Source organism: Achromobacter sp. Marseille-Q4962, from assembly GCF_943737005.1.
Classification (GTDB): domain Bacteria; phylum Pseudomonadota; class Gammaproteobacteria; order Burkholderiales; family Burkholderiaceae_B; genus Achromobacter.
On the sequence record NZ_CALSFU010000008.1, the window covers coordinates 179,140 to 193,327 of the forward strand.

10 protein-coding genes and 1 pseudogene are annotated in these 14,188 nt (G+C 67.7%); 8 read left to right on the forward strand and 3 right to left on the reverse strand.

Translation table 11 applies throughout. From position 1 onward, the window contains the following. Nucleotides 1–18: 18 nt before the first annotated feature. Both NGJ44_RS09335 and NGJ44_RS09340 read left to right on the forward strand, forming a co-directional pair. The gene (locus tag NGJ44_RS09335) at nucleotides 19–969 is read left to right on the forward strand and encodes a LysR substrate-binding domain-containing protein (RefSeq protein ID WP_053244548.1); all 951 of its coding nucleotides are present in this window, start codon (nucleotides 19–21) and stop codon (nucleotides 967–969) included. 135 nt (nucleotides 970–1,104) lie between these two features. Then, nucleotides 1,105–1,602 carry a Dps family protein gene (locus NGJ44_RS09340; RefSeq protein ID WP_053244547.1) on the forward strand — a complete coding sequence of 166 codons (498 nt, stop codon included), beginning with the start codon at nucleotides 1,105–1,107 and terminating at the stop codon, nucleotides 1,600–1,602. 131 nt (nucleotides 1,603–1,733) lie between these two features. Here NGJ44_RS09340 and NGJ44_RS09345 read toward each other — a convergent pair whose 3' ends face one another. The 3 genes from NGJ44_RS09345 to NGJ44_RS09355 all read right to left on the reverse strand — a co-directional run bounded on the left by NGJ44_RS09345 (nucleotide 1,734) and on the right by NGJ44_RS09355 (nucleotide 7,488). Beyond that, nucleotides 1,734–3,905: a capsular biosynthesis protein gene (locus NGJ44_RS09345; RefSeq protein ID WP_053244546.1), complete on the reverse strand. Its 2,172-nt coding sequence runs from the start codon at nucleotides 3,903–3,905 to the stop codon at nucleotides 1,734–1,736. Between the two features lie 199 nt (nucleotides 3,906–4,104). Further along, entirely contained in the window at nucleotides 4,105–6,171 is a 2,067-nt protein-coding gene (locus tag NGJ44_RS09350; protein ID WP_251863768.1) for a glycosyltransferase, read from the reverse strand. Nucleotides 6,172–6,198: 27 nt separating this feature from the next. Beyond that, complete coding sequence (locus tag NGJ44_RS09355) at nucleotides 6,199–7,488, reverse strand: glycosyltransferase family 2 protein (protein ID WP_251863769.1); 1,290 nt, start codon at nucleotides 7,486–7,488, stop codon at nucleotides 6,199–6,201. Between the two features lie 274 nt (nucleotides 7,489–7,762). Here NGJ44_RS09355 and NGJ44_RS09360 point away from each other — a divergent pair, with 274 nt between their 5' ends. From NGJ44_RS09360 to NGJ44_RS09385, 6 genes and pseudogenes are all read left to right on the forward strand, one after another. Further along, a complete protein-coding gene (locus NGJ44_RS09360; protein ID WP_251863770.1) occupies nucleotides 7,763–8,554 on the forward strand; it encodes an ABC transporter permease in 792 nt (263 codons plus the stop codon). A gap of 14 nt (nucleotides 8,555–8,568) precedes the next feature. Next, nucleotides 8,569–9,297: an ABC transporter ATP-binding protein gene (locus NGJ44_RS09365; RefSeq protein ID WP_251863771.1), complete on the forward strand. Its 729-nt coding sequence runs from the start codon at nucleotides 8,569–8,571 to the stop codon at nucleotides 9,295–9,297. Between the two features lie 47 nt (nucleotides 9,298–9,344). Further along, entirely contained in the window at nucleotides 9,345–10,514 is a 1,170-nt protein-coding gene (locus NGJ44_RS09370) for a KpsE/RkpR family capsule polysaccharide export protein (protein ID WP_251863772.1), read from the forward strand. A 22-nt stretch (nucleotides 10,515–10,536) separates the two neighbouring features. Next, a complete protein-coding gene (locus NGJ44_RS09375) occupies nucleotides 10,537–12,609 on the forward strand; it encodes a glycosyltransferase (RefSeq protein WP_251863773.1) in 2,073 nt (690 codons plus the stop codon). Between the two features lie 34 nt (nucleotides 12,610–12,643). Further along, nucleotides 12,644–13,726 (forward strand): polysaccharide biosynthesis/export family protein, encoded by a 1,083-nt coding sequence (locus NGJ44_RS09380; protein ID WP_053246725.1) that lies wholly within the window; start codon nucleotides 12,644–12,646, stop codon nucleotides 13,724–13,726. A 36-nt stretch (nucleotides 13,727–13,762) separates the two neighbouring features. Next, nucleotides 13,763–14,188 (forward strand): annotated as a pseudogene (locus NGJ44_RS09385) (Vi polysaccharide biosynthesis UDP-N-acetylglucosamine C-6 dehydrogenase TviB); the annotation flags it as partial.

Sequence of the window (14,188 nt, forward strand, 5' to 3'; positions counted from 1 at the left end):
TCCGGGAGCGTAGTCCCCATGACTCTCACCGAACTCAAGTACATCGTGGCGGTGGCGCGCGAGCGGCATTTCGGCCGCGCGGCCGAGGCCTGTTTCGTCAGCCAGCCCACGCTATCGGTCGCGATACGCAAGCTGGAAGACGAGCTGGGCGTGACGCTGTTCGAGCGCGGGGGCTCGGAGGTGGGCGTCACGCCCATCGGCCAGCGCATCGTGGCCCAGGCCCAGAAAGTGCTGGAGGAAAGCGCCAGCATCAAGGAGATCGCGCGCCAGGGGCACGATCCGCTGGCCGGCCCGCTGCGCGTGGGCGTCATCCACACCATCGGCCCCTACCTGCTGCCGCGCCTGGTGCCGGTGCAGATCGCCCGCACGCCCCAGATGCCGCTGCTGCTGCAGGAAAACTTCACCGTGCGGCTGGTGGAGCTGCTGCGCCAGGGCGAAATCGACTGCGCCATCATGGCCTTGCCCCTGCCGGAGGCCGGGCTGGTAATGCAGCCGCTGTACGACGAGCCCTTCGTGGTGGCGGTGCCGCACGACCACGAATTCGCCAGGCGCGAGGCCATCGACGCGCAGGACCTGAAACAGCAGACCATGCTGTTGCTGGGCAGCGGGCACTGCTTCCGCGACCAGGTGCTGGAAGTCTGTCCCGAACTCTCGCGTTTCTCGGCGGCCAGCGATGGCATCCAGCGCACCTTCGAGGGGTCGTCGCTGGAAACCATCCGGCACATGGTGGCGGCGGGCATCGGCGTGACGGTGCTGCCGGTGACGGCGGTGCCGGAGCATCCCGCGCCCAACGGCCTGTTGCGCTATCTGCCCTTCGAGGGCCAGGTGCCGGAACGGCGGGTGGTGCTGGCATGGCGCCGCAGCTTCCCGCGCCTGGCGGCCATCGAGGCGCTGGCCCAGGCGGTGTACGAGTGCGATCTGCCGGGCGTCCGGATGCTGTCCACGGAGGCCGCGGCCGAGCAAGACTAGCGCAGCCATCCCGCGGCGGATTTGCGCGGCGTCAAAAGCGCGGGCCGGCCGCGGCGGCAAGCCCGGCGTCTTGCCCGAATGTTGCATGGAGCAGTGTTATTCTTGTCGTGTTCACTCTTCCTGAAGGGAGCTGCAATGGCCAAGACGAAGAAAGAAGTTACCGTGCCCCGCATCAACATCGGCATTTCCGACAAGGACCGCGCCGCCGTGGCAGGCGAATTGTCCAAGCTGCTGGCCGATTCCTACACCCTGTACCTGATGACGCACAATTTCCACTGGAACGTCACGGGCCCGATGTTCAACGCGCTGCACCAGATGTTCATGGAACAGTACACGGAAGAATGGAACGCGCTGGACAGCATCGCCGAGCGCATTCGCGCCCTGGGCCACTACGCGCCGGGCACCTACCGCGAATACGGCAAGCTGTCGTCCATCGCCGAGCCGGACTCGGTGCCCGAGGCGCTGGAAATGGTGCGCCTGCTGGTGGCCGGCAACGAATCCGTGGCCAAGACCGCCCGCGCCGCCTTCGACAAGGCCGACGCCGCCAACGACCAGCCCACCGCCGACCTGCTCACGCAGCGGCTCGACGTGCACGAGAAAAACGCCTGGATGCTGCGCAGCCTGCTGCAGTAAGCCAGGCGCAGGCAGGGAAAAACCGGCGCGCCCTTGCGGGCGGCCGGTTTTTTTTGGGCTTGGGCCGCCGCAAGCGCGGCTCCCCGGAAGAACGCGGCCGCGGCGCGGGCGCGTTTTCTTTCTTGCCGTCGTCAGGCGGAAGCGCCTTGCAGGAAGCGGTCGAGAATGCGGCGGCTTTCGGCGACGTTGCCGTTTTTCAGGTTCTGCATCGCAAGCTCGATGTTCGCCTCGCGGTCCATGGGGCTGGCCTGGATGACGCGCTGCGCGCTGGCGATGACGTCGTCCGGGCTGGCGGCGCTGCTGCGCCGGGCCAGGAACTCGCGCTTGTGGGCGTCGGCCAGCGAGCGCTGCAGCGAGATCAGGCCCTGGTAGGTCGGGTCGATGGCCTGGATGCCGTTGATGGCTTCCTCGGCGTCGCGCAGGCGTTCTTCGCTCAGGCATTTGCGGAAGCTGCGGGCCAGCGCGCGCAGGCACTTGTCGACGTGATCGTGCGCGCTGGTGATGGCCATCGCGCCGCTTTGCGCCAGGCGGTTGTAGACCTGCGCGGCGGCGCGGTAGGCGCCGAGCTGCTGCAGCTTGGCGGCCGCCAGCTGCACCGTGTCCTTCTCGGCCGGCAGGCTGGAGGCGGCCAGGCGCTCCCAGCATTCGATCGCGGCGCGCGTCTGGCCTTGCGCCTGCAGCTGCTTGGCGGCGCGCTGTACGTAGCGGGGATCGACGGGCGACAGCGCGGCCAGGCGGCCGAGCAGGGCCACCGTTTCGCTGCTGTTGCGGTATTCCGGGTAGCTCTCGTAGGCCTTGAGCAGGCGGCGGTAGGCCTGGTTGATCTGCTCGCCGTGGTTTTCTTCGTCGCTGGATTGCGGCAGCGATTGCAGGGCGTAGAAGGCGCTCAGCGAAGGCAGCAGCGCGCCGATGCGGCCGGTGCGCTTCACTTCGCGCGCGGCCCGCTTGAGCACGGCCGCGCGCGCGGCTTCCAGGTGCCCGGCGTTGACAGAGGGCGTGCGCGACAGCGCATTGACCATGTTGGCGGCGTCCGCCAGCGGGGTGGTGCTGCGGGTGGCGAAGCGCAGCGAGCGCTCGGCATCGCTGGCCGCATAGCGCGCGAACGCTTCCTCGGCCTGCTTGTTCTGGCCCAGGCGCGAATAGATGCGGCCCAGCAGCAGGGCGGTCTTCTCGTCGCTTTCCTTGTCCAGCGATTCGGCGGCCCAGTCGCGCGCGCTGGCGTAATCGCCCACCTTCATGGCGCCTTCGGCCGCCTGGCGCAGGATGTGCGCGCTGCGGTTGCTGTCGATGGACAGCGCCATCGTCCAGGCGTCCAGGATGTCGTCGGTCTGCTCCAGCGCGCTGACCGCGCGGGCGCGCAGCACGTAGGCGGTGGGGCTGCCGCCCTTGAGCTCCAGCGCGCGGTTGGTGAGCAGCAGGGCGTTGTCCCACTCCAGCTCTCTGGCGGCGGACTTGGCGCGTTCGATGCACTGCTTCCAGTCCAGCGGCTCGGCGCCGTGGCCCGCCGGCAGGCTGGCGTCCGTGCCCAGCAGCTTGTCGCAGATGGCGCGGCCCACGAGCTTGGCGAAGGCGGGAGTGTAATGCGCGGTATCGCGGCCTTCTTCGGGCATGCCGCGGCTCTGGCCGAAGTGGGCGAGCAGCACGCCGGGCTCCACCGTCTCGATGCCCAGGGTCTGGGCCGCGAGTTTCACCGTTTCCACCATCTGGGCGCGATCGGCAATGGGCTGGCCGGCGGCATTCATGGCGTTGCAGTGGGTGACCAGCACGAAGGAGCGGCCCAGCAATTGCTGGATCACCTTCAGGTCGTCGAGGATTTCCTGGGCGTTCTGCACGTGCAGCACGGTGTTCAGCAGCGCGCGGCTGGCCGCGGGCGGCACGTGCGCGAAGCTGGGCGCCGCTTCCAGGGCCTCGCGGCGGCGCTCGAGCGCATCGCGGCCGGAATGCTCGAAGAAGATCTTCAGCAGCTCGGGGCAGAAGTTCAGCGCTTCCTTGAAGCGCACGAGCTGCAGGTAGACGCCGTCCAGCTCCAGCACCTTGGTGGAGCTGATTTCCACGACGTAGCGCAGGTCGGAGGGCAGCGCGTGCGCGGGATTCGATTCGCGCACAGGTTCGCTGGAAAGGAAGGACCACACGCCCTCGGGCAGCGAAACCTCGCCGCGCATGTAGCGGATGGCCTGGATGGTTTCCTTGGTGTTGTGGGTGAAACCATACAGCAGACGATTATCCAGCACGAAATTGCGTTGCGCCTGAAGCTTGGTCATCGGGCCGGCGACGCGGCACGATCCTATCGTGGAAATAATCACGGTTCAATACTCCTTCATTACATCAGGGCGAAAAGATACCGGAAGCGCGAGTATCGAAAACCCGGCCGGAGTGAGTGTGAGTAACGGACATCCCGGCGCCCAAGGGGCGGGGACGGTTATATATGGATTGGCGAGAAGCAATATAAAAACAACTGTTTCAAAATCGCGGCCGGATTATTCAAAAAACCGGTCTCGAACGTCATGGGGTTTTCAGGCGCATCAGCCTGGGCTCGGCCCGGCGCACGCCCGGGCTGGCCGGCTGCGGCTGGGCCGCCTGGGTCATGAACTCGTCCAGGGCCTGCTCCAGGGGCGGATACTGGCGCTGGACGCGCTCGCGCGCGCGCTTGCCCATGGCATGCAGCCGGGCCGGTTCGCCCAGCGCCTCCAGCAGCCGGGCCGCCACTTCGGAGGCCGATTGCGAATAATCCACCTGCAGGCCGTCGTGGCCGGTTTCGATCAGTTCGGAATAAGCGGGACTCAATCCGGCTGCCGGGCAGATGCCGTGCGCCATGCATTCGAGCAGCGCCGCGGTGGCGGGCAGGGGCGGCATTTCTCCCTGCGCGGGAATATAAGGAAATAGCGCCAGGTCGATATGCGACAGCAATTGCTCGCGCGAGGGCAGATCGGTGATTTCGGAGACGAAAACCATTTGCTCCTCGTGCAGGCCGATCGAGACGGCGTGCCGATGCATCGCCGCCGCGGCGCGTCCGCCGCTCAGCGCGAGGAACACGACGTTCGGAAACCGCAGGGCGATTTCCGCGTACACGTCGATGATGCGGCGCGCCAGCGCCGGGTCGGGGGCATCCTCGGTCAGGGCGATCACCACCTTGTTTTCCAGCGCCGCGAGCGCCGCGTCCACCTCGGGAGCGGCCGCCTTGCGGGCGGGGCCGGCGGGCAGCGGCAGCGGGGGCAGGATGACGGCATCGCGGGTCGCGGGCAGGAGCTGGTTGGCGGCTTCGTGCATGGCCTGGGAGCCGAGCGCGATCAGGTCGGCGTTGGCCAGGGCTTCGCCGACCAGCTTGAGTTCCAGGCGGCCCCGCTCCGAGAGCTTCTGGCGCGCGGCGGGCTTCTGGAAGTACTCCAGCCCCAGCATGACCAGTCCGTAGGGCACGCGCAGCGACTGCGCGGCCCGGTCGGCGGCCAGGGCGCAGCGGATGCTGTTCCAGGCCAGCACCGCGCGGGGGCGGCCGGAAACGGTGGCGGCCAGCACGGCGTCGGCCAGGGTCTGCGCCGCATCCTCGATGGCTTGCGTGTGGCCCGGACTGCTCTGGATGGCCTGGTACACCACGCCGTCCAGCGTGACGCCGCTTTGATGCAGCTCGGCGTGCGCGGCGGCGTCGGCGCGCATGGCTTCGTCCTGCGCCAGGCAGATCACGCGCACCGCGCCGTAGCGCTTGCGCAGCAGCACGGCATGGCGGTGCAGCGCATTGCTCGCGGCCGTGCGGCCGTGCAGCAGGGTGATCGGCGAGACGATGACGATCGGCCCGTCGGCCGGAGCCTCCAGCCGCGCGCGGGGCCGGCGCGGCTGGCCCGCGCGCCGCAGCAGCTCGTGCGCATTGCGCACGCGGCGGGCGCGGTGCCGTTCGGAGGTGCTGAATTCGGCGCCCGCCTGTTCGGCGCGCTCCAGCAGCCTGGCCGGCGCGCTCACCAGGCCGGCGTCGTAGAGACTGAAGGCGAGCTGGCGCACGGCGGGCGCGCCGGGCTCCATGTCCAGCAGCTGTTCGGCGATCTGTTCGGAAATGTGGGGGTAGCTGCTGCGCGCCCACTTGGCCACTTCGCACAGGGCGCGCAGCCGGGTCTGCGCCGGCCAGCCCTGCCGCGAGATCCAGAGGATGACCTCGGCGTCGCGCACGCGGCGGGCATAGTCGAGCGCTTCCTTGATGGCGTTGGCCGTTTCGGCGGGCAGGGCGGCCGGCGCGCTTTGGCGCGGCGTGCGCGATGCGCGCCGTTCGCGCTTGTGCGCGCTGGACAACCGGTACAGCCGCCAGGGCAGCGCCATGTAATCGAACAGTCCGCGCGCCTGCGTGACCGCCTGGCCGAACTGCCAGGTCAGCGTGCGTTCCTGGCGCGCCAGCATCTGGTGCGCTTCGCGCAACAGCGCCTTGACGCCGGCCAGGTCCTTCTCGGCTTGCAGGCGGGCGGCGCGTTCCTGTTCCAGGCGCGCGTGCATCAACTCGTTTTCGCGGGCGAGATGGGATGCCTGCGCGGGCGCGAGAGTCCCGGCGGCCGGGGGCAGGGCGGTGAGAGCGGCGGTCTGTGGAGGCATGGGCGGTAGCGGTGCGGAAGTGGAAGATCAGGGCCGTGCGGCGCGGGCGTGGCGGCGCACCCAGGCTTCGCGGTAGGCAATGCGCGCGCGGCGGCCCCGCGGGCTGTTCAGGCCCGAGTCCGGCGCCTGCGTCAGCGACGTGCCGCGATGCAGGGCCAGGGTCTGGACATCGGCGCTGCGGGTCACGGCGTCGCGCCCCAGCAGCAGGCCGATGCGGTGTTCGTATTCCTCGTCGGCACCCATGCGCACCTCTTCGAAATCCCCCACGGCGAGCGCCGCGGAACGCCGCAGCATGAGCGAGCACGGGTTGTGGCGGATATACGGATAGATGCGGGGTGCGACAAGGCGTCCGTCCTCGGAAAGGCGTATCAGGCGACTGACCGCGGCGTGTGCGCCGGTGCGCTCCAGCTGGGCGACCTGCGCGGCCACGCGGTGCGGCAACATAATGTCGTCGGCGTCCAGGAAAGTAATGAAATCTCCTTTTGCCAGGCGCATTCCTATATTCCTGGAAGCGTAGGCGCCATTATTCGGAAAACGGTGGACAGTTATACGCGGATCGACTCGCGCCATGCGCAGCATATGTTGGAATGTGTGATCGGCCGAGCCGTCATCAATCGCAATAATTTCAATATCGCGATAAGCCTGCGCGGCTACGGAAGACAGCGCCAGCGAAATGGTGGACTGCGCGTCGCGGGCGCAGACGATTACCGAAACCAGCGCGCCGCCCGCCGCGCGGGTGCATTTTTTCCCAACGAAATCCGCCATTTTGAGGGGGGAATCGTCCGCGATGTCGTCCATGCATGTATTTGTCAATGCATATTTCAAATATTTTCTTGCCCGAGAGAATTCACCGGCCTGGATGTGCACTGCAGCAAAAATTGCATGCAAATCCTTGGATTTGCTTAACATTGGGTCCAGGGGGCGCAGCGCATCCATGGCGCCGCCGGTGTCGCCGGCCGCCAGCAGGCAGGCCGCGCGCAGCGCGCTTTCCCCGGGGCGCAGCCAGGGCAGCGCGGCCCGCGGCTCGCTGCGGGCCAACGCCAGGGCGTACTGGCGCCGTTCGTGGTCGGAGACGAGGCCGGCATACCGCGGGGCAGCAAGAACCGTGTCGTGCCCGATTTCGAGCGCGGCTCGGGCGCGCGCCAGCGCAAACTCGGGCAAACGGGGCGTTTTTGTTTCCAGTGTTGTCTGAAATAGTCCGATTCTGTTCAGGATCACGGGGTTTCGGGGCGCTTTTTCATAGAGCGCATGGGGCCCCAGCCGCCTGGTAAGCCGATGTACTTTTTTTTGATAAATATTGAACAGGTGGCGGAGCAAAAGTGGATTACCTGCTGAACGAGAATACGGGGCGAAGGGGGAATTTACGGTGCCGCGCCGGAGCGGGGGAGCGAAATTCCACGTTCATTATAGGGTTGCCTATACATCATTAATACTCATATTCGAACCGCAGCCACGTTTGATTTGATTTGATAAATATTGAAATCCGGCGGCGTTTTACCCGCTCTTATCATTCGTTCCGTTTTTGCCGGCCGCTTGCCGGCGCCTGATTAATCGCAAGAGCGGCCCGGCCGCGTGGGAGGACTTGCATGGCATGTACGGGACGGGGCAGGTGAGCGCTGCCGCCCTGCAGACGCAGATCCGCGTGGTGCTGTCGCTGGTGTTCCGCGAGACGCGGGTGCGCTTCGGCGGCACGCGCCTGGGCTATCTGTGGGCCCTGATCGAGCCGATCCTGCACGTTGCCGTGCTCTCCGCGATCTACATGGTGTGGGGCAGGCACGCGCCGATGGGCAACCTGCAGATGTTCTTCATCACCGGCATCATGCCGTTCTTCCTGTTCAGCCATACGTCCTCGCAGCTCTCGCGGGCCATTTCGTCCAACGGGCAACTGCTGCGCCTGCCGCCCATCACCAATATGGACATCGTCTTCGCCAAGGCGCTGCTGCAGGGGCTGACCTGGATGATCGTGTTCGCCATCCTGCTCTTCATCGTGATGCTGGGCGGGCGGCTGGTGCTGCCCGAGCGCGTGGAGGAATGCGCGGCGGCGGCCCTGTTCACCTTCCTGCTGGGGTTCGGCGTCGGGCTCGTCAACGCCGTGCTGAACATGCTGTTCAAGGCATGGGAGCGCGTCTACAGCGCCGTGACCAAGCCCCTGTACCTGTTGTCGGGCGTGTTCTACCTGGTCGATTCGCTGCCGGACCAGGCGCGCCGCGTTCTCGTGTGGAATCCGCTGGTGCACGCCATCGAATGGTTCCGCGAAGGCTATTTCGCCAACTTCAGTTCGCTCACCCTGGACCGCGCCTATCTCATCGAGTGGGCCGTGGCCAGCGTGGTGCTGGGCCTGTGCATGGAGCGCGCCTTCCGGCGGCGCCTGCACACGCGCTGAAGCCGGCGTATCTCATGGAGGGTCTGTTGCTCGAACTGCGGCATATCTCGAAGTCGTTCCGCTCCCGCAAGGGCGTCAAGCGCGTGCTGGACGATATCTCTTTCACCTTCCGGGAAGGCGAGAACATGGCCATCCTGGGCGGCAACGGCTCGGGCAAGTCCACGCTGGTGCGCATGATGTGCGGCATGGAACTGCCCGATTCCGGCGGCGTGCGGCGCGAGGGCTCGGTGTCCTTTCCGCTGGGTTTCGCCGGCGCCATCAGCCCGAGCATGACGGGGCGCGACAACGTGCGCTTCGTGGCGCGCATCTACGGCGCCAACGTGCCGCAGGTGGAGCGCTTCGTGTACGAGTTCTCGGAACTCGGCCGCGCCTATGACCTGCCGGTGGCCACTTATGCCAACAGCATGCGGGCGCGCTTGTCCTATGGCCTTTCCATGGCGCTGAAGTTCGACGTGTACGTGGCCGACGAGATGGTGGCCGTCGGCGACCCGGCTTTCAAGCGCAAGTGCCTGGAGGTGTTCGCCGAGCGCGCGCGCAATGCGACGGTCATCATCGTTTCCAGCGTGACGACCTCGCCGCAGCGCTTCTGCCAGTCCGGGATGATCCTGGAGAACGGCAGGCTGGGCGAGCCGCTGCCCCTGGCCGAGGCGATCGCGCGCTATGGCGCCGCCCAGCCCGCGGCGCCTGCCGCCGCGGCGCCGACCGCCGCGGTATCGACCGCCACGGTGTCGACCGCCGCCTGATTCCGGCGCGGCGTTTCTGGCCGCGTCCAACCCTCCGAGAGATTGACATGACGACGACGGAAAAAGTCTATAGCGGGCCGCGGCTGCCCGACGACGGGGCGAAGCCGGGCATGACCCTGCTGCGCTGGTCGGCGGTGGCCGTGATCGGCGTGCCGGCGCTGCTGCTGGCGATATACCTGTTCTTCATCGCGGCCAGCCAGTACGTGTCGGAGGCGCGCTTCGGCCTGCGCGCCGGCTCGCCCAACCAGGTGGCCGGCGCGGGCGCGCAGAGCCATCCCATGGCGGGCGGCGCCGGCGTGACCACGGAATTGTTCGTGGACTCGTTCGCGGTGGTGGACTACGTGAAATCGCGCCAGATCGTGCAGGAGCTGGACAAGAAGCTCGACCTGCGCAAGATGTGGTCGCGCCCTGTGCTGGATTTCTGGTACCGCATGGATGCCGATGACACGGCCGAAGGGCTGTGGCGGCAGTGGAACCGCATGGTGGACATCCAGTTCGACATGTCCACGGGCGCCATCATTCTCAAGGTGCGCGCCTTCTCGCCGGAGGATTCGCTCAGGCTGGCCAAGGCCATCCTGGAATCCAGCGAGGCGCTGGTCAACGAGATGTCGGCCAAGTCGCGCTCGGACAGCGTGCGCTTCGCCACCGATGAAGTAGCGCGGGCCGAGGAGCGCCTGGCCAAGGCGCGCCAGAGCGTGCAGGAACTGCGGGCGCGCACCGGCGTGCAGGACCCGGTGAAAGAAGCCGAGGCCAATCTGCAGCTGGCCGCGCAGGTGCGCGGCGAGATCGCCACGGTGGCGGCGCAGCTGGATTCGCTGCGCCGGGGCGGGCTGTCGCGCGGCCCCGCCTACGAGCGGGTGCAGGCGCGCCACGAGGCGCTCAAGCGCCAGCTGGAAGCCCTGAACGATCACCAGATCAGCGTGGGCAAGGGAGCGGGGAAAGACTCGCTGTCTACGCTGCTGCGCGAGTACGAGGCGGCCGAGACCGAGCGCCAGTTCGCGGAGGCTTACTACACCGGCGCCCTGAAATCGCTGGAAGACGCCCGCTCCCTGGCCACGCGCCAGGTGCTCTACACGGTGGTGGCCTCGCAGCCGCAACTGGCCGACGAGTCCCAGTATCCCCGGCGCTTCGTGGACACGGCGCTGGGCGTGATGGCGCTTTTCATTCTGTGGATCGTGGGCGTGCTGGTGACTTACGCCATCAAGGATCACGCCTGACCGGCAAAGGAGGATATCCATCATGCTATCCCTGCTTGCACGCATCCGGCGTCCCCGCCGCGCCGATCGCGACGCCGCCGCCGCGGGCGGCGCGGTTTCCACGCCCGACCGGCTGCAGGCCGCCCTGGCTTCGGCCTCGGCCGACGGCGCCGAGCCCGAACGCGATCTGCTGGAGCGCGCCCGGCGCACGCTGGAAGCGCGCATCCAGGCCGACGATCCGCTGGGCGCGCTGCCCGAGCTGCTGGGCTGCGTGCAGCGCTATCCGCAGACAGAGCTGTTCCAGGTGCTGGTGGCGCGCGCGCTGGAAGCCGCGCACCGGCCCGACGAGAGCCTGGCCGTGTGGCGGGGCATCCACCAGCGCTTTCCCGATTCGTCCGATGCGTTCATCCTGATGCTGCGCAACGTGAAGCGCCAGCTGGGCGTGGACGCGGGGCGCAAGGAGATCGAGCTGTACTTCTCCGGCGGCAGCGTGGCCGCGCGCGACATCCTGCTGGAGGCCAAGAGCTGGGACGAGCTCGGCCTGTCCGAGCAGGCCGAAGCATGCTTTGCGCGGTTGGCCGACGCGCATCCCGGGTTCGAGAACGGCTACGTCGCCTGGGCCAAGTCGTGCACGCGGCGCGGCTACCCGTGGCGCGCCCGCGAGGTGCTCGAGCGCGGCCTGGCCGCCATCGGGCCGTCCGCGCGCAAGCTCTCGCGCCGGCTGGACGAACTCAATACCGACCTGATCGCGCTGCGCCAGCTCGGCGTGCATGGCGGCGACGACGTGCCCGTCAGCATCCTGGTGCTGGAGAAGCTGTTCGAGGAGATCGGACGCCGCCGCAACGCCGAATACGAGCCGCCGGAAGACGGTTTCCTGGGGCCGGTGCTGATGATCAACGGTTCTCTGGGCGCGGGCGGCGCCGAGCGGCAGTTCGTCAACACCGCGGTGGCCTTGCAGACGGCGATCCAGGAAGGCCGGTCCGTCGCGGGCTACCCGGTGCTCGGTCCGGTGCAGGTCGTCTGCCGTTCGCTGCGCAGCCGCGAGGGCGCCGACTTCTTCGAGGCCACGCTCCGGGAGGCCGGCATTCCGGTGTCGGTCTATGCGGACATGCAGCCCTGGGGCGGCTGCGAATACGCGTCGCTGCTCAGCCCGTACCGCGACTATCTGCGCTTCTTGCCCAAGCAGATCGTGGAAGGCACGAGCAAACTCACCGACGCGATACGCACGGCCGCGCCCACGGTGGCGCACATCTGGCAGGACGGCTCCATTTTCGCCACCGCACTGTCGGCGCTGCTGGCCGGCGTGCCGCGCATCGTGCTGTCGGTGCGCACCATGCCGCCCGTGGACCGGCCCGACCGCTACCGCGTGGAGTACGACATCATCTACCGCGCGCTGCTGGGCATGAAGGGCGTGGCGCTCAGCTCCAATTCCGGCTTCGCGGCGCGCCGCTATGCGCAGTGGCTGGACCTGGACGAGCGCAGCATTCCCGTGGTCTACAACGGCCTGGCGCCGCTGCCGGCGGTGCAGGACGACGAGTGCGTGCGGCTGTGGCGCGAGTTCGAGGCGCGCACGCCGCAGGCCGCCTACACGGTCGGCACCGTGATGCGGGTCGACGACAACAAGCGGCCCTTTCTGTGGGTGGAGGCGGCGCATCTGTATTCGCAGTCCAACCCCGACGCGCGCTTCGTGATGGTGGGCGGCGGGCCGCTGCTCGAGCCGGTCAGGGAGTTCGCGCAGCGCCTGGGCATGAGCGACCGCATCCTGTTCACCGGCATTTCGCGGCGCGTGGGCTACTGGCTGTCGCACTTCGACGCCTTCATGCTGCTGTCGCGCTTCGAGGGCCTGCCCAATGTGCTCATCGAGGCGCAGTTCGCCGGCGTGCCCGTGGTGACCACGCTCGCGGGCGGAGCGGGCGAGGCGGTGCAGGAAGGCGTGACGGGCCTGACGCTGCCGGCAGGCGAAGTCGAGGCGCCGGAGGTCGTGCGCGCGCTGGCGCAGATGCGGGACATGCGGCGCAAGGATCCCGACATCGGCAGCAAGGCGCGGGCCTGGGCGCAGGCGCGATTCTCGCTCGAGCAGATGATCGCCTCGACCGTCTCCTGCTATCTCAATTAGACACGGCCGCCGGCCGCCATTCTGGAATGGAGTCATGAACACTAGAGTTTTGCGCTTTACCGCGGTCTTCGCGCTGGCCATGCTGTCGGGCTGCAGCCTGCTGTCGGGTTCCGGGCCCACGCGCTCGGCCATCCTGAGCGGGCCGTCCGACAGCGCCGCGCCCTACCAGGTGGTGGACCTGAGCGCCGCCACCATCGCGCCCTATCTGCTGGACCGCTCCCGCAAGGACGAGGGCGGCACTTCCGACGGCTATGCCGGCAACATCCGCGTGCTGCCGGGCGACGTGCTGCGCATCCTGGTGGCCGACAGCGTGGAAGGCGGACTGTTCGCGCCTCTGGCGGCGGGCGGCACGGTTTTCGAGGCGGTGCGCGTGGATTCGAAGGGCACGATCTCGCTGCCCTATGCCGGGCGGCTGACGGTGCAGGGCAAGTCGCTGCCGGCCATCGAGGAAAGCATCAAGGCCAGCCTGCGCCATACGGCGGCCGTTCAGCCGCAGGTCATGGTGGACCTGGCCGACGACCGCAGCAATTCCGTGCTGGTGGCGGGCGCGGTGCAGCACCCCGGCCGCTTCGGCGGCCTGAAGGCGCCCCTCACGGCGCTGGACGCCATCACGCTGGCCGGCGGCTCCACGCTGCCTTCCTACCAGGCCGACGTGGTCATCCGCCATGGCGCGCAGGTCAGGCGCATTCCGTACTACCAGTTGCTCAATGGGCGCAACGTGCCCGTTGAGCCGCGCTCCGAGCTGGTCGTGGAGCCCAACCTGAAGCGCTTCGTGGCCATGGGCGCGCTCGCCAAGCCCGGTCTGCACGAGCTGCCGTCGAATCGCACCAACCTGCTGGACGCGCTGGGCGTGGCGGGCGGCCTGAACGACCGGGCCGCCGACGCCACCGGCGTCTTCGTGTTCCGGCTGGACGGCAAGTCGGCCGACGGCTCGCCGCATCCGGTGGTGTTCCGCCTGAACATGCGCAACCCCGAATCCATGTTCCTGGCCAAGCAGTTCGAGCTGCTGCCCGAAGACGTGGTCTACGTCAGCAACGCGCCGATGTACGAATGGGAAAAGATCATTACCCCCATCGTGCAGGTGATGATCGTCGGCCAGCGCGTCGAAATGTATTGATTTTCCTTTCAGAGGTATGACATGCCCCACAACATCATGAATCTCTCCGACGTCAAGCTGGCCGTGGTCGGCCTGGGCTACGTGGGCCTGCCGCTGGCCGTGGAGTTCGGCAAGAAGCGGCCGGTCATCGGTTTCGATATCAACACCCGCCGCGTGGACGGGCTGCAGTCGGGATTCGACCAGACCCTGGAAGTCGGCAGGGAAGAGCTGGCCGAGGCCCGGCACCTGAGCTATACGGCCGACCGCCAGGAGCTGGCCAGGGCCAACGTGTACATCGTGACGGTGCCCACGCCCATCGACGAGTACAAGCAGCCGGACCTGACGCCGCTGGTCAGGGCCAGCGAGACGATCGGCGCGGTGCTCAAGCGCGGCGACATCGTCATCTACGAGTCCACGGTGTATCCGGGGGCCACCGAGGAAGACTGCGTGCCGGTGCTGGAGCGGGTGTCGGGGCTGAAGTTC

Excerpts from the sequence above, each read along its gene's own strand:
- NGJ44_RS09380 (WP_053246725.1), top strand. The coding sequence starts at position 12,644 with ATGAACACTAGAGTTTTGCGCTTTACCGCGGTCTTCGCGCTGGCCATG.
- NGJ44_RS09340 (WP_053244547.1), top strand. The coding sequence starts at position 1,105 with ATGGCCAAGACGAAGAAAGAAGTTACCGTGCCCCGCATCAACATCGGC.
- NGJ44_RS09375 (WP_251863773.1), top strand. The coding sequence starts at position 10,537 with ATGCTATCCCTGCTTGCACGCATCCGGCGTCCCCGCCGCGCCGATCGC.
- NGJ44_RS09360 (WP_251863770.1), top strand. The coding sequence starts at position 7,763 with ATGTACGGGACGGGGCAGGTGAGCGCTGCCGCCCTGCAGACGCAGATC.
- NGJ44_RS09335 (WP_053244548.1), top strand. The coding sequence starts at position 19 with ATGACTCTCACCGAACTCAAGTACATCGTGGCGGTGGCGCGCGAGCGG.
- NGJ44_RS09370 (WP_251863772.1), top strand. The coding sequence starts at position 9,345 with ATGACGACGACGGAAAAAGTCTATAGCGGGCCGCGGCTGCCCGACGAC.
- NGJ44_RS09350 (WP_251863768.1), bottom strand. The coding sequence starts at position 6,171 with ATGCCTCCACAGACCGCCGCTCTCACCGCCCTGCCCCCGGCCGCCGGG.
- NGJ44_RS09365 (WP_251863771.1), top strand. The coding sequence starts at position 8,569 with ATGGAGGGTCTGTTGCTCGAACTGCGGCATATCTCGAAGTCGTTCCGC.